Source organism: Micromonospora sp. CNZ322 (assembly GCF_007827755.1).
Map to the genome: position 1 here is coordinate 1,004,142 of NZ_VITD01000001.1, position 19,753 is coordinate 1,023,894.

Consider the following 19,753-nt stretch of genomic DNA (forward strand, 5'->3'; position numbering starts at 1 on the left):
TGTCAGGGGAGTCGGCCGGAGCGAGTCCGACCGGGACGGGCTTCCGTACCTGTCCCAAGATCAGGCGTCGAAGGCGCCCGTCCCGTCACAGTGGTCGGTGCGTCCCGCCTCGACCCGATTCGGCGGTGGTACCAGGTGGCGAAGAGGGCTACGGCCAGCAGCAGTTCGGCCAGGTCGCCGCCGTAGTACATGAGTTGGGCGGCCGAGCGGAACGCTTCCGGGTCCCGGTCGGTGAGGCCGGGCGGGAGGGTTTCGGCCTTGGCGTACAGGTACTTGGCCAGCACGGCGTGGCCAGCCGACGCGGCCAGTAACGCGCCGACCCGTACCGCCAGTCCGGGGCGACGCGGTGCCGGGTCCGGCCCGGCCAACGACCAGGCGAAGAGGTAGCCGGCGGCCAGGTAGTGCAGGTGCACGGCGTGGTGCAGGACGGGTTGCCGTTCGGCCGCCGCGTACAGCGGGGTGAGCAGCACCAACGCCAACCCGCCGGTGGTCAGAAGCGTGGCGGTGAACGGGTGGGCGAGCAGGTGCAGCGGGCGGGCGCGCAGCAGCCGGCCGACCGCTCGGCGTACCGGCGGCGGCGCGACCCGCAGCAGCAGCGTCACCGGGGCGGCGAGCACCAGCCCCAGCGGGGCCAGCATGCCGAGCAGCAGGTGCTGCGCCATGTGCCCGCTCGGGTTGTCGGGGAGTTGGGCCAGCGGCCCGACGGCGACCACCAGCAGGGCGCAGCCGACCAGCCAGGAGGCGGTGCGTCGGTGGTCCCAGCCCCGTGGGTCGCGTACGGCGGCCAGCAGGTAGCCGACCGCCAACAACGCGACTGGGAACAGCGGGAACCAGCTCGGCCCGGCCGCACCGTGTCCAGCGTGCGCCAGCGGCCCGGCCACCGTCATCGGGGGCCGGAGTCGGGCCGCCGGGACCGGGCCCACCACACCACCCCGACGCCGGCCAACAGCAGCACCGCGCCGGACGCGATCCACAGCACGTCGTACGGCAGCAGGTGTACGCCGTAGCGGATCTGGTGCAGCCGGAGCACCTTGTGGTCGACCACCCCGTCGAAGACCTGGAACCCTCCGGCACCGAGCAGGAAGCCACCCCACGCCAGCCGGTTCGACAGGGCACGTCGTCGACGCAGGTCGGCGAACCAGAAGAACCCGCCGACCAGGATGATCAGCTCGACGGCGTGCAGCAGTCCGTCGGAGAGCAGCGCCACCGATGGGGTGGACCGGTCGTAGAAGTGGTGCCACGCCAGCAACTGGTGGAAGACGATCTCGTCCACCGCAGCCATGATCGCGATGCCGATCAGGACGCCGACGAGGGTGGAGGAGCGTACGTCGGCGGAACGGGGCCTCGGCAGGCTCGAATCGACCACCACACACCTCGCAGTCAGCTGGATCGGGTCGGAAATACCCCGAACCGCATGAAACATGCCGGGCCAGAGCTGCGGGAAGGGCCAATGGGCCGGTGGCACATCCCCGTTTCGTGACTCCCGGACGACGGGCGGCATGATCATGGAGCCTGGAGGGGCAGCGATAGCCAGATCCCGAGAAGGAGGTGCCCGTGCCGGACGCTGACGAACTCGTCGCCAACGCGCTCGCGGCGGTGCGCGGCACTGACGTACGGCAGGCCGAACGGCAGCTGGACCAACTGATGGTCGGCACCGGCGCCGCGGACGGCACCACGGCGGTGGACGCCGCTCTGCTGCGTCGCCTGGTCCGCGGCCTGGGCCGGCTGTGGCCGCGCGGCTGGCAGCCGGTCGACGTGGACCGGATCACCAGTCGACGGCTCGACGCCCGCGCTGCCCGGCTGGTCCGTGCCGCGATGGCCGCCCAGCGGCGCGATCAGGCCGAGCCGGTCCCGGCCTGGTGGGACGACCAGCTGAGCGAACTGGGGGTTACCGAGGGCGGTGGCAGCGTGTTGGCCGGCTGGGCCAGCCGGGAGGGTCTGGACCGGGCCGACGCGCTCCGCGCGGCCGTGGACACTCTCGCGCTGGTGGAGAGCCTGCCGCCCATCGCGGTGCTGCGCCCACCGCCAGGCACGAGCGGCGCGGCACTGCCCCGCTCGGGCGGCTCGGCTCGCAGCGGGTCGCCGATGCTGGATCGGGTACGGGCGCTGCTGGCGAAGGCCGAGTCGACCACCTTCCCTGCGGAGGCGGAGGCGCTGACCGGGAAGGCCCAGGAGCTGATAGCCCGGCACAGCATCGACGAGGCGCTGCTGGCGGCCGGGTCGGAGCGCGGGGACCTGCCCGGCGGCGTCCGCCTGAGCACTGACACCCCGTACGCGGGCGCGAAGGCGCTGCTGGTGCAGGAGGTGGCGGCGGCGAACCGGTGCGAGGCGGTCTGGTCCGACGATCTCGGCTTCGCCACAGTGCTGGGTTGGCCGGCCGATCTGGTGGCGGTGGAGTTGCTCTACACGTCGCTGCTGGTTCAGGCCACGGCGGCGATGCTGCGTGGGCGTGCCGAGCGCCGGCAGGGGTCGGGGCGACGGACGAAGGTCTGGGACGAGTCCTTCCTCAACGCGTTCGCGCTGCGGATCGGCGAGCGGCTGCGGGCGGCCACCGACGCGGCGACCAACGCGGCGGACCAGGCGGCGGCCGAGACGGCCGGGGCGGAACGGCTGTTGCCGGTGCTCGCGGCGCGGGGCGAGGCGGTCCGGGAGCGGTTGGACACGCTCTTTCCCGGCGTCACCCGGCACCGGCTCAGCGTGCGCGACGCCGAGGGCTGGTCGTCCGGCACCTCGGCCGCCGACCGGGCTTCGCTGGACGTCGGCGGCGCCCGGAAGCCCCGACAGGTGCCCGGCCGACCCGATCCGCGCTGAACCGTCCGGCGTGGGAACGCCCCCGGCGAATGTTTCTGCGATTTTCTTCGGTACGCGGTAGGGATCGGGGGAACGACTCCGACCCTCCGGTGAGTCGCGCCCCGATCGGGGTGCGACCAGAGCCTGAGGAGCATCGCCGTGAAGTACATGCTGCTGATCTGGAACCGGCCCGGCTTCACCGAGGAGCTGAGCGAGCAGGATCGCACCGCCCTCTTCGGTGAGGTCGACGAGATCATGAAGGAGCTGACCGAGACCGGCGAGCTGATCGGCGGCCAGGCGTTGGCCAATCCGTCGCAGACGTTGACGGTCCGGCTCGTGGACGGCAGCCCCGAGGTCCTCGACGGCCCGTTCATGGAGAGCAAGGAGCAGTTCGCCGGTTACCTGGCCGTCGACTGCGACAGCCCGCAGCGGGCTGCCGAGATCGCCGCCCGCTGGCCGGACGTCCGGTACGGCGGCGCGATGGAGGTCCGCCCGATCATGGACGAGGCCGGGACGGAGATGTGACCGAGGACCGGACGGTCGAGGATCTGCTGCGCACGTTCGCGCCGCAGGTCCTCGGCCTGCTGGTCCGTCGGCACGGACAGTTCGACAGGTGCGAGGACGCGGTCCAGGAGGCGCTGCTCGCCGCCGCGACGCAGTGGCCCGGGCAGGGCGTACCGGACAATCCGCGTGCCTGGTTGCTCACCGTGGCCACCCGCCGCCTCACCGACGAGTGGCGCAGCGAGAGTGCGCGCCGGGACCGCGAGGTGGCGGTGGCGCGACGCGAGCCGGCGTACGCCGGGGTGGCGCCCGCGGCGGACGCGGAGCCCGCCGTCCCGGCCGACGACGACACCCTCACGCTGCTGTTCCTCTGCTGCCACCCGGCGCTGCCCGGATCGGCGCAGGTGGCGCTCACCCTGCGGGCGGTCGGCGGTCTCAGCACCGCCCAGATCGCCCGGGCACACCTGGTGCCCGAGGCGACGATGAGTCAACGGATCCGGCGGGCCAAGCAGCGGATCGAGGCTGCCGGGGCACGGTTCACCATGCCCGGGCCGGCCGAGCGGGGCGAGCGGCTTACAACGGTGCTGCGGGTGCTCTACCTGATCTTCAACGAGGGCTACACCGCATCCAGTGGCCCGGATCTGCGCCGGGCCGAGCTGACCGGCGAGGCGATCCGGCTGGCCCGCGTCCTGCGCGGGCTGCTGCCCGACGACGGCGAGGTGACCGGGCTGCTGGCGCTGATGCTGCTGACCGACGCGCACCGGGCGGCGAGAGTGGGACCGGACGGGGAGTTGGTCCCGCTGGCCGAGCAGGACCGTTCCCGATGGGACGCCGCCGCCATCGCCGAGGGCATCGCCCTGATCACCGAGGCGCTGACCTGGTCGCCGCCCGGCCCGTACCAGCTCCAGGCGGCGATCGCCGCTGTGCACGCCGAGGCGTCGACGGCGGCGGAGACGGACTGGCGGCAGATCGTCGCGCTCTACCGACTGTTGGCCCGGATCGCGCCGAATCCGATGGTCACCCTCAACCAGGCGGTGGCGGTGGCCATGGTCGACGGGCCCCGGGCCGGGCTCGCCCTGCTCACGCCGTTGGACGTCGACGAACGCACGGCCGGGCACCACCGGCTGGCCGCCGTCCGGGCGCACCTGTTGGAGCTGGCCGGGGAGGTCGGTGCGGCGCGGGAGGCGTACCTGATGGCGGCGCGGGGCACCACGAGCCGGCCCGAGCAGCGCTACCTGGAGGTGCGGGCGGCCCGGCTGACCGGGCAGGGGTGAGCGACGTCGTCTTGCCGTTTTGGCAACAATCTTTGCGCATCGCCCGCTCGCCGGTCACAGTCGTGGCCGACGCGCGAAGGAGCAGGCACAGATGACCGAGCAGCACGAGTTCGACAAGGACTACTGGGAACGGCACTGGCACCAGGCGCACCACGACCGTCCCGGCGCGATGAGCACGAGTCCCGCGCACCCTTACCTGGCCCGGGAGATCGGCGCTCTGGTGCCGGGCTCGGCGCTGGACGCCGGGTGCGGCGCGGGCGCCGAGGCGATCTCGCTCGCCGCCCACGGCTGGCAGGTCACCGCCGTCGACATCGCACCCGTTGCCCTCGCTCGGGCCGCCGAACGCGCGACGCAGAGCGGGGTCTCCGAACGCGTGCGGTGGGTGGAGGCGGACCTGACGGCCTGGGCCCCGGACACGCCGTTCGACCTGGTCACGACGCACTACGCGCACCCCGCGATGCCGCAGTTGGCCTTCTACGACCGCATCGCCGGATGGGTGGCGCCCGGCGGCACCCTCCTGATCGTCGGACACCTGCACACCTCGGAGGCAGGCGAACAGGGGCACGGACACGGCCACGGACACGGGCCTGGGCACCACCCGCCCGACGAGGCATCGGTCACCCTCGCGGACATCACCGCCGGCCTGGACAGCAGCACCTGGGAGATCGTCACCGCCGAGGAGCACCGCCGCACGGTGCCCGGCCGGGAGGTCCCGCTGTACGACGTGGTCGTACGCGCCACCCGACGCCACTGAGCACACCGCTGCCGACCACCGGGCGAACCGACGGCCGGCAGCGGCGGTCACACCTCGGGTTCGATGGCCGGGCAGCTGGCACCCCAGGCGGGCACCACCTGATCGATCAGGTACGAGTCGACGGCCCGTTGCACACACGGGCTGCTGCTGTAGCTGCCGTGCCCCCAGCCCTGGTAGGTGAGCAGCGCGCCGTGCCGACCCAACTGCCGCGCCACGTTGCGCGCCCAGCCGTAGCCGCTGGCCGGGTCGTGCACCGTGGCGGCGAGCAGCAGCGGCACGTCGGTGTGGACCCGTAGCCGATGCTGCGGGTTGGCCACCGGCGTCGGGGTGCCCAGGCAGGTGACCAGCGCGAACAGCGCCGGCGGGTAGCGCAGGTCCGGCGCGAGCCGGACCGCCCGGCGCAGATGTCCGACGTACTCGCTGTAGTCGCGGACCGGCAGGCTCCAGTCCTGACAGAAAACCGCGAAGGGGTACGGAGCCACGGCCTGGTCCGCCAACGGACGGACGCTCGGCGTGGTGGCGGTGCCCGCCAGTCGGACGATCCACTCGGCGAGCTCCGGCCACCGCCAGGTGTCGTAGAGCTTCTTGTGGGCGAGGCGGCTCAACTCGAACGGGGCGAGCGCGACCCCGGCCCGGTCCGGGTCGGTCAGCAGGCCGCGCTCGGCCCGCTCGTGCAGCCCGGCCCAGATCGCCCGGAAGTCCCGACCGTGCAGCGCACAGACCGTGGACCGGGCACACCAGGCAACGAACTCGTCGAACGCACCCTCCGCGGTGACGGCCTGACTGTCCAGGAACGCCCGGGTGCCGAGGCTGTGGTCCATCGCTGCCTCCAGCACCATGGCCCGGACCCGGTCGGGGTACAGCTCGGCGTACCGCTGCCCCAGCAGGGTGCCGTACGAGCTGCCGTGGAAGGTCAACTGCCGTTCGCCGAGCGCGGCGCGGACCGCGTCCAGGTCGCGGGCGGCGCTGGTGGTGTCCACGTGGTCGTAGAGCGACCCGGTGCGGGCGCGGCAGTCGGCGCGCAGCAGCGCGTTGTTGGCCAGGACGGCGTCGAACTGGGCCTGATCGGCGATCAGCTGTGGTTGCCGGGCGAGCAGGTCCCGGGCGCAGACCACCGGGTGGCTGCCGCCGGTGCCGCGTGGGTCGAAGCTGACGATGTCGAACCGGGCACGCAGGTCGGCGCTGAACCGGGAGCTGCCGTTCACCACCCGGTCGACACCGCTGTCGCCCGGCCCGCCGGGGCCGAAGATCAGCGCGCCTTCCCGGATGGCCGGCTTGGCGACCCGGCGGGCCAGCGACAGGTCGAAGCGCTCACCCTGGGGTCGGTTCCAGTCCACCGGCAGCGACAGGGTGCCGCACTCGGCGCTGGTGTCCGCGGCGCAGGGCCGCCAGTCGATCGTCGGGGCGGGCTGTGGTCGGGCGGCGGCCGGGCTCGCCGGGGCCAGGCCGGCGGCCGTGAGGGCCAGGGCGACCGCCCAGCCGACTGCGGATTTGCGTACGCGCAGCATGAGGTGCTGTCCTCTCCTCGAGGGAGCGTTGCCGGTGAAACTCGCCCACTGGGCGAGGTGATGCTGCTTCCACCCGGGCCGTCGAGTAGCCGCTCGACGGCCCGGGGCCGCTCTCGTCCGCCGGGTCAGTCGACCTCGCGCAGGACGCGTTCGAGCGTGGTCATCCGGGTCTCCATCCCGCCCAGCCGACCGTCCATCGCCGCGAGCAGTCGGGCGTTCTCCGCCTGGGCCTGAGCTGCCGTCTCGGCGAGCTGGCGGTAGTCGTCCGCCCGGTCCGCCTCGTACCGGGCCCGCCGGGTCTTGGCGAGCTGCACGACGGTCACCGTGACCACGCTGATCAGGAAGGCGAAGATGCCGATCGCGCCGACCACCTCGGTCCAGTCGTGCTCGCTCATCGCTGTGCTCCCGGCTGCTCGCCCGAGTCGGGCACTGTCAGCGTCTCGACCGCAGTCGCGATGACCGCGGGGGTGAGTGTGAGCACGAACGGCTCCACCTCGTAGTAGTTCATGGCCTTCCCGTCCTCCGACAACTCCAGGCGGGCGGTGACCAGCCCGGCCGCCGCCAGCTTCCGTAGGTGGACCTGCAACAGCGCTCGGCTGATGCCCAGTTGCCGGGCCAGCCCGCTGACGTACGCACGCTCGCGGGCCAACGCGGCGACGACCCGCAGCCGGTGCGGGTTGGCCAGGGTGGCCAGCACCCGGACCAGGTCGTCGCCGGTCGGCGGTGGAGCGCTGCTCATAACCAGCCCTTGCACATGCCAAGGAAAGTTAGCAGGTGTCGGCGTGCTGCGGTGCGGAACAGAAGCGGAATCAGGGGGATCTCAGGGTCGGCGAAGAGGCGGACACACAGCACGCCGGGCCGGTGATGATCACCGGCCCGGCGTGCGGGTTACGTCGTACGTCAGCTCTTGAAGGCGTCCTTGATCTTCTCGCCCGCCTGCTTGAGCTTGGCGGTGGACTGGTCAGTGCGACCCTCCGCCTCCAGCTGCTCGTTGTCGGTGGCCCGACCGGCGCCTTCCTTCAGCTTGCCGGTCGCGTCCTCGGTGGCGTTGTTGATCTTGTCGTCGAAACCCATTGCCAACCTCCATTGCGAGCGTCGCTACAACCACAGAGGTACCCCCACCGTCACCAGCCCAACCATCTCTGCGGCCGCCGACCCGCCGCCGGGCGCCGACACGGCGACGGACCGACGGTTGGCCGGAGCCGACCAGGGGAAGGGATAGCAGGGCAGACGCTGGAAGGGAGCAGTCGATGGACCAGTCATCGGCCCCGATCCTGGAGGCCCTCGTCGCCTACCGGGAACGCGGAGACATCAACTACACACCGCCGGGCCACAAGCAGGGTCGGGGCGTCGACGAGCGGGTCCTCGCGGTGCTCGGCCGCGACCTCTTCGCCGCAGACGTGATGACCAACAACGGCCTCGACGACCGGTTGCAGACCCACGAGGTGCTCAGCACCGCGCAACGGCTGATGGCCGACGCGGTCGGCGCCGAGCACGCCTTCTTCTCGACCTGCGGCAGCTCACTCTCGGTCAAGACACTGATGATCTCGGTGGCCGGCCCGGAAGAGAAGCTGCTGATCAATCGCAACGCCCACAAGTCGGTGATCTCCGGCATCATCATCGCCGGCATCCAACCGGTCTGGATCGAGCCCCGGTGGGACGAGGAGTTGCACCTGACGTACCCGCCGGGCGCCGACACGGTGGCCGAGACGCTGAGCGGTCACGTCGACGCGAAGGGCGTTCTGGTCGTCACCCCCACCGACTACGGCACCTGCGCCGACCTGGCCGCCATCGCCAAGGTCTGCCACCAGCAGGGCAAGCCGTTCCTGGTGGACGAGGCGTGGGGCGCGCACCTGCCCTTCCACCCCGACCTCCCGCAGTGGGCGATGGACGCCGACGCGGACGCCTGCGTCACCAGCGTGCACAAGATGGGCAGCGGCCTGGAGCAGAGTTCGGTCTTCCACCTTCAGGGTGAACGGATCGACCCCAGTGTGCTGAGCCAGCGCGAGGACATGCTCGGCACCACCAGCTCCTCGCCGCTGATCTACGCGGCACTGGACGGCTGGCGCCGACAGATGGTGGAACACGGCCATGACCTGCTTACCGCCGCTCTCGCCCTCGCACAGGAGACCCGCGAGGCCATCGACGCGCTTCCCGGCCTCACAGTGCTCGGTGATCGTCTCCTCGGCCCGGAGCGAGCCGCCGACACCGACCCGTTGAAGATCGTCATAGACGTCTCCGAACTCGGCATCAGCGGGTTCCAGGCAGTCGACTGGCTGCACCGCGAGCGGCACGTCAACCTGGCACTGGCCGACCACCGCCGGATGACCCTGGCCCTCACTCACGCCGACAGCCACGAGACCACCAGCCCACTGCTGGACGGCCTGCGGGCGCTGACCGAGGCCGCCGACCGGCTGCCCAGGGCCACGCCGACATCCGTGCCGACCCCGGACGAACTGCGGCTGGAACTGGCCATGCTCCCGCGGGACGCCTTCTTCGGCCGGGCCGAGCAGGTGCCGGCCGAACAGGCGGTCGGCAGGGTCGCCGCGGAGATGCTCACCCCGTACCCGCCCGGTGTGCCGGCCGTCCTGCCCGGCGAGGTGATCAACGAAGCGGTGGTCGAATACCTGCGTACCGGCCTGGCCGCTGGGATGAGCATCCCGGACGCCGCCGACTCGGAGTTGAAGACGGTGCGGGTTCACGCCGGCTGAGGCGTGCCGCAGGGCGGGCCGGGTGCCCGCCCTGCGGGCCAGGGAGGTCAGACGGCCGAACGGAACCGACGCAGCCGCAGACTGTTGGCCACCACGAAGACCGAGGACAGCGCCATCGTGGCACCGGCGATCATCGGGTTGAGCAGCCCAGCGGCGGCCAACGGCAGGGCCGCCACGTTGTAGCCGAACGCCCAGAACAGGTTGCCCCGGATGATGCCGAGCGTGCGTCGGGACAACCGGATGGCGTCCACCGCCGCGTCCAGGTCGCCCCGGACGAGGGTGAGGTCGGCCGCCTCGATCGCCACGTCGGTGCCGGTGCCCATGGCCAGCCCCAGGTCGGCCTGGGCCAGCGCCGGGGCGTCGTTGACCCCGTCACCGACCATGGCCACCGACCGTCCCTCGGCCTGGAGCCGCTTGATCACGTCGACCTTCCCGGCCGGCAGCACCTCGGCGATCACCTCGTCGACGCCCACCTCGGCGGCGACCGCGCGAGCCACTGTGGTGTTGTCCCCGGTCAGCAGGACCGGAGTCAGCCCCAGCCCACGCAACCGCGCCACCGCCGCCCGGCTTGTCGGCCGGACCACGTCGGCGACAGTGAGCACCCCCCGGGCCCGTCCGTCCCAGCCGGCGACGATCGCCGTACGGCCGGCGGCCTCCGCGTCGCGCACGGCCCACTCGACCTCCGGCGGTACGTCGATCTCGCGCTCGCGCAGCAGCCGGACCCGGCCGACCAGCACGGCCCGTCCGTCGACAGTGCCGGTCACCCCCAGCCCTTCGAGGTTGCCGAAGGCGGTCACCGGGGGCAGCGCGCCCCCATCGGTGGCAGCGGCCGCGACCGCGCGGGCGATCGGGTGCTCGGAGGCGGCCTCCACCGCCCCGGCGAGCCGGAGCAGCTCGGCCCGGTCCACACCGCTCGCCGGCACCACGTCCACCAGTGTCATCCGGCCGGTCGTCACGGTGCCGGTCTTGTCGAGCACCACGGTGTCCACCCGGCGGGTCGACTCCAGCACCTCCGGGCCCTTGATCAGCACGCCGAGCTGGGCGCCCCGACCGGTGCCGACCAGCAGCGCGGTCGGGGTGGCCAGGCCGAGCGCGCACGGACAGGCGATGATCAGCACGGCCACGGCGGCGGTGAACGCGGCGGTCGGGCCGGCCCCGGTGCCGAGCCACCAGCCGAGCGTGCCGACGGCGAGGGTGATGACGATCGGCACGAAGAACCCGGAGATCCGGTCCGCCAGCCGCTGCACGGCCGCCTTGCCGCTCTGCGCCTGCTCCACCAGGTCGGCCATCCGGGAGAGCTGGGTGTCCGCGCCGACCCGGGTGGCGGTGACGATCAACCGCCCACCCGCGTTGATCGTGGCGCCGACCACGCCGTCACCCGGGGCGACCTCGACCGGCACCGACTCACCGGTGAGCATGCTGGCGTCGACAGCGGAGGTGCCCTCGTCGACCACCCCATCGGTGGCGATCTTCTCCCCGGGGCGGACCACGAACCGGTCACCGACGGCGAGCCGGTCCACGGGGATCAGGGTCTCCACGCCGTCACGCAGCACCGTCACGTCCTTGGCGCCGAGGTCGAGCAGGGCGCGCAGGGCGGCGCCGGCCGTCCGCTTGGACCGGGCCTCGAAGTAGCGACCGGCCAGGATGAACACGGTGACCCCGGCGGCCGCCTCCAGGTAGATGTTGCCGGCGCCGTCGGTCCGGGTGATGTCGAAGCGGAACGGGTGCGTCATCCCGGGCATCCCCGCGTCACCGAGGAAGAGCGCCCAGAGCGACCAGCCGAACGCGGCCAGGGTGCCGAGCGACACCAGGGTGTCCATGGTCGCCGCGCCGTGCCGCAGGTTGGTCCAGGCGGCCCGGTGGAACGGCAGCCCACCCCAGACCACCACCGGGGCGGCCAGGGTCAGCGACAACCACTGCCAGTAGTCGAACTGCCAGGCCGGGACCATGGCCAGCAGGACCACCGGCACGCTCAGGACCACCGACACCCAGAGCCGGGTACGCGGTCCCCGCAACGGGTCCACCGGGGGTTCCGCGCTGGGCGGGGCCGGCAGCGCCGCCGTGTAACCGGTCTTCTGCACGGTCCCGATCAGGTCGTCCGGCGTGACCCCGTCGGCGTACCGGACGGTCGCCTTCTCGGTGGCGTAGTTGACGGTGGCGCTCACCCCGTCCATCCGGTTGAGCTTCTTCTCGATCCGGGCGGCGCACGCGGCGCAGGTCATCCCGCCGATCGCCAGTTCGATCCGGTTCGGCGCCTCAGGTAGCGGTCTGCTGGTGGTGGTCATCGTCTGGTCCCGTCAGTTGTGTCCGTGCCCGGGGGTGCCGTGGTCGGTCCCGCCGGTCGGTGCGGGTCCGCTCGGAGTGGGGACGTCTCCGGTCGGGGCGGCGCCGGCGACCACTGTGAACTCGGCGGTGTGCACCCTCCCGCCGTGTTGGAAGTCGAGGTAGAGCCGGTAGCTGCCGGCCGAGGGCACCTCGGCGAGGAAGGTGACGGCCGGACCGGGCCGGGTGCGGCCATCGCCGGGCGTCCCGTCCGGGTGCACGTGCAGGTACGCCAGATCACCCCGACGTAGTGCCACCAGGTGCCCGTACGCGCCCAGGTAGGGCTCCAGGTCGGTGACCGGCTGCCCGTCCCGGGTGACGGTCAGGGTCAGCGACGACGTGCGGCCGGGCTGCGGCGCACCGGTCAGGGTGACCGTGTAGCCGTCGACGGTGGTGCTGGTCGCTGGGGCGGGCAACGGCCGTTCGGTCAACTCGCCGGGGACGGTCACGTCCACGCCGAGGGTCAGCGACTCACCCCCGGTCGGGGCGAAGTCGGCGAACGCCCGCCACTGCCCGGGGCCGGCCAGCGGGGTGTCGACCCGCCAGGTGCCGTCCGGGGCAAGCTCGGGGTGGACGTGACGGAAGCCGGAGAGGTCCCGACGGGCGACGATCAGGTGCATCTGCTTGTCGTGCGCCACGTCGTAGCGGGTGACCGGGCGGCCGTCCGGGCCGGCGATCCGGAAGGCGAACTCGCCGGCCTGGGCGGCGACCGGTTGGAGGGTGTAGCCCTTGTCGGAGACGAGCAGGCCGCCGGGGAGCCGGTCGGCCGCCTCGTCGTGCTCGCCCGTCGCATGGGCGGCGTCGCCGTCGTGCCGGCCCTCGACCACCGGGGCGCGGTCGACCACCCGGCCGACCCCGTACGTCGCGCCGAACACCGCCGCGAGGCCCACGGCGAACCCGGCCAGTCTCGTCACGGTACGCACGCCGACCCGCCGATCACGCGTCGACGAGGTCGTAGCCGGCCTCGTCGACTGCGGCTCGGACAACCGCGGTGTCCAGCGGCTGATCACTGCTGACGGTGACCCGGCCGGCCGCTAGGTCGACCTGGACGTCACGCACGCCCGCGATGGCGCCGACCTCGGCGCTCACCGCGCTGACGCAGTGCCCACAGGTCATGCCCTGGACCTGGTACGTCGTGTTGACCATTGGATCGTCTCCTTTGCAGTACCGGTACCCGGTGGGGGTATCTCAACAGAACCGACCGTACCATACCCCCTAGGGGTACGCTATCCTGGTGGACATGACCGCACCCACCCCGATCCGCGGATACACCGCCAGCAAGGACCAGCTGCTCGCGCGGCTCCGCCGCGTCGAGGGGCAGGTCAGGGGCATCGAGAAGATGGTCGACGACGACCGCTACTGCATCGACGTGCTCACCCAGATCTCCGCCATCCAGGCCGCCCTCGACAAGGTGGCCCTCGGGCTGCTCGACGGGCACGCCCGGCACTGCATGCACGAGGGCGCCGCCGAGGGTCGGGCCGACGAGATGGCCACCGAGATGATGGCGGCGGTCGGCCGGCTCATGAAGCGCGGCTGACCGCCCGAGGTCCGCCGCGCGGGCGGTTCGGCCGCCCGACACTCCGCCACGACCTGCAGGCCCCGGGAGGGCTGGCTAGCATCTCCCACGATGGCCCTCCGAATGCCGCTGCGCAGTCGGGCACCCGCGCCGCCACGTCGTGGCGTCGCCCCCGGCCGACCGGGCCGAGCACTGACCGTCCGTGATCAAGCGGTCGTCAGGCAGCGATCCGCCCCGCCGTCCGCCGCGTTTCCACCGCAACGGTGAACCGCCAGGCCCGCTGACCCGTATCCCGCACCGGATCGTTGGGAGTCTCGCTTTGGGTTCCGACCACACTCACAGTGCTCCGTCCGCCCCACCAAGGGTGAGACGGATCCTCGTCGTGACGGTGGTACCCCTCTTCGTCGCCACAGTGCTGGCAGCGGTGCTGCTCTGGCCGCGCGGCGGGTCACCGCAGACCGATGGTGGCGCGGACGTGCCGCGCTACCCCGGCACCGTCACCCGGGTGGTGAGCGAGCCGTGCCCGCCGGTGCCGTCAGTTCCCGAGGGCACACCGAGGGTCGGCGACGGGCGGTGCGGCACTGTTGACGTGCGGGTGGACGACGGGCCGACCGCCGGCCAGCAGGTACGGACACCGGTGCCCGACGGGCCCGGCGCACCCCGGGTCGACGTCGGCGACGAGGTCATCCTGGTCGAGCTGGCCGACCCGACCGATCCCACCACCAGCAACTGGAACATCGCCGAGCACCAACGCGGCACCCCGATGGTGTGGCTGGCGGTGATCTTCGCGGCCGCGATCGTCGCGTTCGGTCGGTGGCGAGGCCTGGCCGCGCTCGCCGGACTGGCCGCCAGCTTCGCCATCCTGCTCACCTTCGTGCTGCCGGGCATCAGCGCCGGCAAACCACCGCTGCTGGTGGCGGTGGTCGGTGCGGCCCTGATCATGTTCGTGGTGCTCTATCTGACCCACGGGGTCACCGCACAGACCTCGGTCGCGGTGCTCGGCACCCTGGGCAGCCTCGTGCTGACCGGCGTGCTCGCCACCATCGCCACGGCCGCGACCCACCTCACCGGCTTCGGCAGCGAGGACGCCACCACCCTGTCAATGTTCCAGGGCGACGTGGACCTGCACGGCCTGCTGCTCGCCGGGATCATCATCGGATCGCTCGGGGTGCTCGACGACGTGACGGTCACCCAGGCGGCCACCGTCACCGAACTGGCGAACGCCAACCCCGGGCTGACCCGGTTGCAGCTGTACCGTGCCGCCACCCGGGTAGGCCGCGCGCACATCGCCTCCACTGTCAACACCATCGTGCTGGCGTACGCAGGCGCGTCACTGCCCCTGCTGCTCCTGCTCACCGCCGACTCGCGACCGATCGGGCAGATCCTCACCAGTGAGTTCCTCGCGCAGGAGATCGTCCGCAGCGCAGTCGCCACCCTCGGTCTGATCGCTGCCGTGCCGCTGACCACCGGGCTGGCCGCGGTGGTGACCGCCGCCGGGCGTACAGCTGCCACGGCATCCACCGACGCTCCCGCGCCCCGGCCCCAGCCGGACCGCAGCGAGGCACTGGCCGCACTCAGCTCACCGCGAACGGCCAGCTCCGACGAGCCGGCCCGGACGCGGACCGCACCCCCATCCGAGGCCACCGACCGGTGGCCGGAGTCGAACAGGAGCACGGATACGGCATGGTGACACTCCTCAGCGTGACCAGATCGGGCATCCACCCTGAGAACCGCGTCACTGGTCACTCAACGCTATGGCGAAATGACGCTTTTGGTCGGCATCCAGGCGTAGCTCACCCGGTCGACTCTCGGGTAACCTCGCTGCCGGTTACCGATGAAGGCGCGAAGCGGCGCCTGCGGTGCCACCGCCCAATCGCCAGCCGGCGAGCCGGGGACCCAGGTGCCTGGGGTGAATCCGCGTCAGCGGTAGGGGCCACTTCCGCCCCGAACCCGTCAGCTAACCCGGTCGGCGGTCGACGGAAGGGAACATTGTGACGGCACCCCTACGCCGCTGGTTGACTCCCGTGGTGGCCGTGATCGCCGCACTGACCGTGCTCGCCGGGCCGCTCCCGGCGCACGCCGCCCCGACGACCCCCACACCGTCCGGGCACGAGGAGGACGGCGAGCCCAAGCTGCTCAACGACGTCATCGAGCAGGCCAACCGCGACTACTCCGCCGCAAAGTCCAAGCTGGACAAGTCCAAGAAGCGGCAGGGCGAGTTGGCCGCAGAGGTCGACCGGGCAAAGGCCGACCTGGACGCGTTGGCCCCACAGGTCGGGCAGATCGCCGCCCAGGCGTACCGGACCGGCCGGATCGGCGCGGTCGCGATGCTGCTGGAGAGCGATGCTCCCGACTCGTTCGTCCAGCGCGCCGGGATGCTCGACGAGATGAACATGGTCAACGAGAAGAAGCTCTCCGAGGTCAACGAGGTGAAGGCCCGCGCCGAGCAGGCCAAGCTGGCCCTCGACACCGAGGTCCGCGAGCAGCAGAAGCAGACCGCCCTGATGGCGAAGCGCAAGAGCGAGGCCGACAAGGCGCTCTCCCTCGTCGGCGGCAAGGGTTTCACCGGCGGCCTGGTGGATGCCACCTCCAAGGTCGCGAAGATCGGCCCGGGTCGCACGGCCGACGGTGACTGGAAGCCCCAGTCGTGCAGCGAGAACGACCCCACCACGTCCGGCTGCATCACGCCGCGCACGCTGCACGCGTACAAGGAGGTCAAGGCGGCCGGCTTCAACCGGTTCGTCGGCTGCTACCGCCCTGGCGGGCCGTGGGAGCACCCGAAGGGCCGCGCCTGCGACTGGTCGCTACAGAAGAGCGGGTTCTCCCCGTGGCACAACAACGACACCCGGACGTACGGCAACAACGTCGCCGCGTTCCTCATCCGTAACGCCGACCGGCTCGGCATCTACTACGTGATCTGGAACCGGCAGATCTGGTTCCCGGCCACCGGCTGGAGTTCGTACAGCGGGCCGTCGAACCACACCGATCACGTCCACATGTCGCTGCTCTGACCCGCACGATCCCCGTCGAGGGCCGTTCCGCGTGACGCGGAGCGGCCCTCGTCGCGTCAGACGGTGGCAGGCGCGGCCGGGTCGGTCGACTCGGGTGATCCGGCCGGGATCTCCAACGTCGCGAGGCCGGCCGGTACGACGGCCACCGGGCGCACCGCTCCGGCGGCCAGCCGGTAGGACATTCCCACCACCGCGCACCGCTCCCGCGCCACAGCGTCGGCGAGCACGGGAGACTGCCCGAGCAACGTCTCGACGGTCTGGGCGATGTGGATGTCGACGATGCCGTCGATGTCGTCCACGCCCTCGGCCGCGGCCCGGCGCAGGCTGGGCAGCACGGCGTCGACCACCGCGCGCAGGTGGCCACTCGGCGCGGTACCGGTCGCGGCGGACTCCCGGGCGGCCTGCACCGCACCGCACGAGTCGTGGCCGAGCACCACCACCAGCGGCGTGCCGAGGACGGTCACCGCGTACTCGACGCTGCCGAGCACCTCGGGGCCGGCGGTGTGCCCGGCGGTGCGAACCACGAACAGGTCGCCCAGACCCCGGTCGAAGATGATCTCGGCGGCCAGCCGTGAGTCGGAGCAGCCGACGATCACCGCGAACGGGTGTTGCCCGTCGGCCACGGCGGCCCGGTGCCCGGCGTCCTGGTTGGGGTGGCGTGGGGCGCCATCGACGAAGCGCCGGTTGCCGGCGACCAGCTCGGCGTACGCCCGGGTCGGCTCACTGAGCGTGGTGGCCCGGTCGGTGGTCCGCTGCGGACCCGGCTGACCGCCGGAGCTCCCGGTATGACTCATCCCGCACCTCGTCTCGACGCATCTGACCTGGTCAAACCGGCTTTCCGCCGGCCGGGCGGCGGGCGCTGGCTCGTGCTCCACCGTCACACGCACCGTAAGATGCGTCAAGGTATGCGTGATTTAGATTTCATACGTTGACTCCGGGCACCCCCTGGGCAATCTTCCCGGGGCAGGGCGGACCAGACTCTCGCGAAGGCAGGCGGACATCCGGAAAGGCGGTCACACGATGGCGAGCACGGTGACGGACGACACCGGCGGCGGGCGGAACTGGACGTTCCTCACCAATCACGGGCACGTCCTGCTGGCCATCGCCCGCGACCCGACCGCCCGGCTACGCGACGTCGCCGCCGAGGTCGGAGTGACCGAACGAGCCGCGCAGGCGATCGTCGCCGACCTGGAGGCTGGCGGTTACCTGCACCGCACCCGGGTCGGACGACGCAACGAATACACCCTCAACCCGGCCGGCCGGTTCCGGCACCCCGCCGAGGCCGACCGGCAGGTCGGCGACCTGCTCGCCCTGTTCGCCGACGTTCCCACCGCGAAGGCAGAGCCCCAGGCCTGACCCCGGTCACCGGGGGCCGCTGACCGACGGTCGCGGCGGTAACCTTTGCGGGTGCGCGAATGCCCGCCGTTGAGCGCGACCCCGTCCCGCCGTGCCCTTCGCGGTGTCCTCAGTGGAACGCTGGCGGTCCTGCTCGGCGCCGGCCTGGTGGCACCCTCCCCCGCGACCGCCGCGCCGCCCCTCTGCGGTCCCACCGGCACCGACAGCCTGACCCAGATGCCGTGGGCGCTCCGCCGGCTGGAGCCGTCCTCGGCGTGGCCGCTGTCCCGGGGCGCCGGGATCACGGTGGCCGTGATCGATTCCGGAGTCTCCGCCGCCCACCCGCTCCTCAAGGGGCAGGTGCTCGAGGGTCGCGACTTCAACGGGCTGCCGGCCCGGCAGGGCCAGTGCGACGAGGCCGGGCACGGCACGCTGATCGCCGGCATCATCGCGGGCCGGGAGGGCACTGTCGTCCCCTTCAGCGGCATCGCCCCGGCCGCCCGCATCCTGCCGATCCGGGTTCTGCCGCAGCTCGGCGCGGTCAACAACCCGCAACTCCCCGCGCAGATCGCCGCAGCCATCGACTGGGCGGTCGCGCAGGGCGCCGATGTGATCAACCTGTCCCTGACCACGATTCCCCGCCCCGAACTGACGGAAGCCGTCGACCGCGCGCTGGCCAAAGGCGTGGTGCTGGTCGCCGCCGCTGGCAACCGGTCGGAAGATTCGCAGAACCTGCCGGGTTACCCGGCCGCGTACCCCGGCGTGATCGCGGTCGGCGGGGTGGACGAGCAGGGCGGCCACGTCGGCACCTCGATCAGCGGCGACTACGTCGACATCGCCGCGCCCGGGATGAACATCGTCGGGCCGGCGCCCGGAAACAGCGGCTACCGCACCGTGCCGGAGGGCGGCACCAGCTACGCCGCCGCCTACGTGTCGGGAGTAGCCGCGCTGGTCCGGGCCGCCTACCCCAGTCTCGACCCGCAGCAGGTCGCGGATCGGCTGAAACGCACCGCGGACAACCCACCCGAGGGCCAGAACGCCGACATCGGGCACGGGATGGTCAACCCGTACCGGGCGGTGTCGAGCCTGCTCGGCACCCGGGCGAACCCGCCGGCCGGCGTGCTCCCGGCGCCCGCCGTGCGGGACGACCCGCTGAGCTGGCAGCGCCCCATCGCGATCTGGGCGGCGGTCATCGGCGGGTTACTCGCCGGGCTGCTGCTGGTCGCGCGACCGATCATGGCCCTTGGCCGCCGACGCGACTGGCGACCCGGCCGACGCACCGACGCACCAACTGCCGGCTGAGCGGCGCACCGCAGCCCGACGCCTACGCCCGCCAACGTCAGACACAGAGCGGCTCCGGGCCGGGCGAACCGGACCGGAGCCGCTCGTGCGAATGCCTCAGCTCCACACCTTGGAGTTGCTCATCTCCGTGGTGAGGTAGTTTTCGCGGGCGATGCCCACGGCACCGCCGATCTCGTTCAGGATCCGGTTGATGTCCCGGACCGCCGCGTCCCACTTCGCCTGGTGCTGCTCGTAGGCAACCCGGTCCTCGCCGTCCCAGTGCAGCTTGGTCAGCATCGACCGCAGCGTGTCAAGCTTTTCCTCGAGGGTCTTCGAGATGGCCTGCATCTGCTGGTTGCTGCTCTCGAGGACCGCATAGTCAACTTTGATCGTCACGTTTTCCTCCTCTGCCGGCTACGGATCACGGGTTGAGAGCAGAGTGGAACTTGTCCAGCATCTGCTGCTGCTCTTCGTCGTTGACCTGGTGCGTCGTACCCGACTTGTCGAGCAGGTCAGCGATGCTGTCCATCGCCGTCAGCAGTTTGACGGTGTCCTCGTTCCAGCGCGTCATCAGCGACTGGAAGCCCGTGGACGCCTGACCCTTCCACGCGATGGCCAGGTCGTCGACCACGTTCCACAGCTTCTTCAGCTCGCCGTCGACCTCGCTGCGCGTGGACCGCACGTCACTCGCGGCGGTATGCAGAGTCGCAGCTTCGACCTCGAACGCCATGCTTCACACCCTTCCGTCTG

22 protein-coding genes and 1 riboswitch are annotated in these 19,753 nt (G+C 71.9%); of the genes, 10 read left to right on the top strand and 12 right to left on the bottom strand.

All coding sequences use genetic code 11. The features are described from left to right. Positions 1 to 2 precede the first annotated feature (2 nt). Complete coding sequence (locus tag FB453_RS04665; protein WP_222431304.1) at positions 3 to 923, bottom strand: cytochrome c oxidase assembly protein; 921 nt, start codon at positions 921 to 923, stop codon at positions 3 to 5. Continuing rightward, positions 884 to 1,366, bottom strand: a complete 483-nt coding sequence (locus FB453_RS04670; RefSeq protein ID WP_222431305.1) for a DUF2243 domain-containing protein — start codon at positions 1,364 to 1,366, stop codon at positions 884 to 886. The genes FB453_RS04665 and FB453_RS04670 overlap by 40 nt, the downstream gene beginning before the upstream one ends. Before the next feature lie 188 nt (positions 1,367 to 1,554). On the opposite strand from FB453_RS04670, the gene FB453_RS04675 reads away from it, so the two are divergent. From FB453_RS04675 to FB453_RS04690, 4 genes are all read left to right on the top strand, one after another. Then, positions 1,555 to 2,811: a DUF2786 domain-containing protein gene (locus FB453_RS04675; protein ID WP_145787736.1), complete on the top strand. Its 1,257-nt coding sequence runs from the start codon at positions 1,555 to 1,557 to the stop codon at positions 2,809 to 2,811. Positions 2,812 to 2,958: 147 nt separating this feature from the next. Continuing rightward, complete coding sequence (locus tag FB453_RS04680) at positions 2,959 to 3,315, top strand: YciI family protein (RefSeq protein ID WP_225855046.1); 357 nt, start codon at positions 2,959 to 2,961, stop codon at positions 3,313 to 3,315. Beyond that, positions 3,312 to 4,565, top strand: a complete 1,254-nt coding sequence (locus FB453_RS04685; protein ID WP_145787739.1) for a DUF6596 domain-containing protein — start codon at positions 3,312 to 3,314, stop codon at positions 4,563 to 4,565. Before FB453_RS04680 ends, FB453_RS04685 begins: the two co-directional genes overlap by 4 nt. A gap of 91 nt (positions 4,566 to 4,656) precedes the next feature. Then, positions 4,657 to 5,319 carry a class I SAM-dependent methyltransferase gene (locus FB453_RS04690; protein WP_145787741.1) on the top strand — a complete coding sequence of 221 codons (663 nt, stop codon included), beginning with the start codon at positions 4,657 to 4,659 and terminating at the stop codon, positions 5,317 to 5,319. Between the two features lie 47 nt (positions 5,320 to 5,366). On the opposite strand, the gene FB453_RS04695 is transcribed toward FB453_RS04690, so the two are convergent. From FB453_RS04695 to FB453_RS04710, 4 genes are all read right to left on the bottom strand, one after another. Then, entirely contained in the window at positions 5,367 to 6,827 is a 1,461-nt protein-coding gene (locus FB453_RS04695; protein ID WP_145787743.1) for an alpha/beta hydrolase, read from the bottom strand. A 125-nt stretch (positions 6,828 to 6,952) separates the two neighbouring features. Then, on the bottom strand, positions 6,953 to 7,222 hold the full coding sequence (locus tag FB453_RS04700) for a hypothetical protein (protein ID WP_112581781.1): 270 nt from the start codon (positions 7,220 to 7,222) through the stop codon (positions 6,953 to 6,955). Next, positions 7,219 to 7,566: an ArsR/SmtB family transcription factor gene (locus tag FB453_RS04705; RefSeq protein WP_112581782.1), complete on the bottom strand. Its 348-nt coding sequence runs from the start codon at positions 7,564 to 7,566 to the stop codon at positions 7,219 to 7,221. The genes FB453_RS04700 and FB453_RS04705 overlap by 4 nt, the downstream gene beginning before the upstream one ends. Positions 7,567 to 7,727: 161 nt before the next feature. Next, positions 7,728 to 7,901: a CsbD family protein gene (locus FB453_RS04710; RefSeq protein ID WP_145787746.1), complete on the bottom strand. Its 174-nt coding sequence runs from the start codon at positions 7,899 to 7,901 to the stop codon at positions 7,728 to 7,730. A gap of 176 nt (positions 7,902 to 8,077) precedes the next feature. On the opposite strand from FB453_RS04710, the gene FB453_RS04715 reads away from it, so the two are divergent. Continuing rightward, positions 8,078 to 9,538: an Orn/Lys/Arg family decarboxylase gene (locus FB453_RS04715; RefSeq protein WP_145787748.1), complete on the top strand. Its 1,461-nt coding sequence runs from the start codon at positions 8,078 to 8,080 to the stop codon at positions 9,536 to 9,538. 47 nt (positions 9,539 to 9,585) lie between these two features. On the opposite strand, the gene FB453_RS04720 is transcribed toward FB453_RS04715, so the two are convergent. Genes FB453_RS04720 through FB453_RS04730 form a run of 3 tightly spaced genes read right to left on the bottom strand, consistent with a single transcriptional unit; the run spans position 9,586 to position 13,006 of the window. Beyond that, entirely contained in the window at positions 9,586 to 11,823 is a 2,238-nt protein-coding gene (locus tag FB453_RS04720; RefSeq protein WP_145787750.1) for a heavy metal translocating P-type ATPase, read from the bottom strand. Positions 11,824 to 11,835: 12 nt separating this feature from the next. Beyond that, positions 11,836 to 12,783 (bottom strand): hypothetical protein, encoded by a 948-nt coding sequence (locus FB453_RS04725; RefSeq protein WP_145787753.1) that lies wholly within the window; start codon positions 12,781 to 12,783, stop codon positions 11,836 to 11,838. A 13-nt stretch (positions 12,784 to 12,796) separates the two neighbouring features. Then, positions 12,797 to 13,006 (bottom strand): heavy-metal-associated domain-containing protein, encoded by a 210-nt coding sequence (locus FB453_RS04730; RefSeq protein WP_091395144.1) that lies wholly within the window; start codon positions 13,004 to 13,006, stop codon positions 12,797 to 12,799. A 94-nt stretch (positions 13,007 to 13,100) separates the two neighbouring features. Between FB453_RS04730 and FB453_RS04735 the strand changes: the two genes are divergently transcribed. From FB453_RS04735 to FB453_RS04745, 3 genes are all read left to right on the top strand, one after another. After that, positions 13,101 to 13,397, top strand: coding sequence for a metal-sensitive transcriptional regulator (locus FB453_RS04735; RefSeq protein WP_030329541.1), 297 nt, complete (start codon positions 13,101 to 13,103; stop codon positions 13,395 to 13,397). 298 nt (positions 13,398 to 13,695) lie between these two features. Beyond that, a complete protein-coding gene (locus FB453_RS04740) occupies positions 13,696 to 15,066 on the top strand; it encodes a YibE/F family protein (protein WP_145787755.1) in 1,371 nt (456 codons plus the stop codon). A gap of 166 nt (positions 15,067 to 15,232) precedes the next feature. Next, a riboswitch (cyclic di-AMP (ydaO/yuaA leader) is annotated at positions 15,233 to 15,363 on the top strand. 4 nt (positions 15,364 to 15,367) lie between these two features. Further along, entirely contained in the window at positions 15,368 to 16,387 is a 1,020-nt protein-coding gene (locus FB453_RS04745) for a coiled-coil domain-containing protein (protein WP_145787757.1), read from the top strand. Between the two features lie 56 nt (positions 16,388 to 16,443). Here FB453_RS04745 and FB453_RS04750 read toward each other — a convergent pair whose 3' ends face one another. Continuing rightward, on the bottom strand, positions 16,444 to 17,181 hold the full coding sequence (locus FB453_RS04750; RefSeq protein WP_145787759.1) for a carbonic anhydrase: 738 nt from the start codon (positions 17,179 to 17,181) through the stop codon (positions 16,444 to 16,446). A gap of 226 nt (positions 17,182 to 17,407) precedes the next feature. On the opposite strand from FB453_RS04750, the gene FB453_RS04755 reads away from it, so the two are divergent. Together FB453_RS04755 and mycP are read left to right on the top strand one after the other, a co-directional pair. Beyond that, the gene (locus FB453_RS04755; RefSeq protein ID WP_112581789.1) at positions 17,408 to 17,743 is read left to right on the top strand and encodes a helix-turn-helix transcriptional regulator; all 336 of its coding nucleotides are present in this window, start codon (positions 17,408 to 17,410) and stop codon (positions 17,741 to 17,743) included. 51 nt (positions 17,744 to 17,794) lie between these two features. After that, on the top strand, positions 17,795 to 19,024 hold the full coding sequence (mycP, locus tag FB453_RS04760; RefSeq protein WP_486480150.1) for a type VII secretion-associated serine protease mycosin: 1,230 nt from the start codon (positions 17,795 to 17,797) through the stop codon (positions 19,022 to 19,024). Positions 19,025 to 19,120: 96 nt separating this feature from the next. Here mycP and FB453_RS04765 read toward each other — a convergent pair whose 3' ends face one another. Continuing rightward, the gene (locus FB453_RS04765; RefSeq protein WP_030329555.1) at positions 19,121 to 19,399 is read right to left on the bottom strand and encodes a WXG100 family type VII secretion target; all 279 of its coding nucleotides are present in this window, start codon (positions 19,397 to 19,399) and stop codon (positions 19,121 to 19,123) included. A gap of 25 nt (positions 19,400 to 19,424) precedes the next feature. Beyond that, positions 19,425 to 19,733, bottom strand: a complete 309-nt coding sequence (locus FB453_RS04770; protein ID WP_030329557.1) for a WXG100 family type VII secretion target — start codon at positions 19,731 to 19,733, stop codon at positions 19,425 to 19,427. Positions 19,734 to 19,753: the final 20 nt, after the last annotated feature.

Bases quoted from the DNA above. Each gene is read 5' to 3' on its own strand.
- FB453_RS04680 (WP_225855046.1), top strand. From the start codon at position 2,959: ATGCTGCTGATCTGGAACCGGCCCGGCTTCACCGAGGAGCTGAGCGAG.
- FB453_RS04690 (WP_145787741.1), top strand. From the start codon at position 4,657: ATGACCGAGCAGCACGAGTTCGACAAGGACTACTGGGAACGGCACTGG.
- FB453_RS04695 (WP_145787743.1), bottom strand. From the start codon at position 6,827: ATGCTGCGCGTACGCAAATCCGCAGTCGGCTGGGCGGTCGCCCTGGCC.
- FB453_RS04700 (WP_112581781.1), bottom strand. From the start codon at position 7,222: ATGAGCGAGCACGACTGGACCGAGGTGGTCGGCGCGATCGGCATCTTC.
- FB453_RS04705 (WP_112581782.1), bottom strand. From the start codon at position 7,566: ATGAGCAGCGCTCCACCGCCGACCGGCGACGACCTGGTCCGGGTGCTG.
- FB453_RS04710 (WP_145787746.1), bottom strand. From the start codon at position 7,901: ATGGGTTTCGACGACAAGATCAACAACGCCACCGAGGACGCGACCGGC.
- FB453_RS04715 (WP_145787748.1), top strand. From the start codon at position 8,078: ATGGACCAGTCATCGGCCCCGATCCTGGAGGCCCTCGTCGCCTACCGG.
- FB453_RS04720 (WP_145787750.1), bottom strand. From the start codon at position 11,823: ATGACCACCACCAGCAGACCGCTACCTGAGGCGCCGAACCGGATCGAA.
- FB453_RS04730 (WP_091395144.1), bottom strand. From the start codon at position 13,006: ATGGTCAACACGACGTACCAGGTCCAGGGCATGACCTGTGGGCACTGC.
- FB453_RS04735 (WP_030329541.1), top strand. From the start codon at position 13,101: ATGACCGCACCCACCCCGATCCGCGGATACACCGCCAGCAAGGACCAG.
- FB453_RS04750 (WP_145787759.1), bottom strand. From the start codon at position 17,181: ATGAGTCATACCGGGAGCTCCGGCGGTCAGCCGGGTCCGCAGCGGACC.
- FB453_RS04755 (WP_112581789.1), top strand. From the start codon at position 17,408: ATGGCGAGCACGGTGACGGACGACACCGGCGGCGGGCGGAACTGGACG.
- FB453_RS04770 (WP_030329557.1), bottom strand. From the start codon at position 19,733: ATGGCGTTCGAGGTCGAAGCTGCGACTCTGCATACCGCCGCGAGTGAC.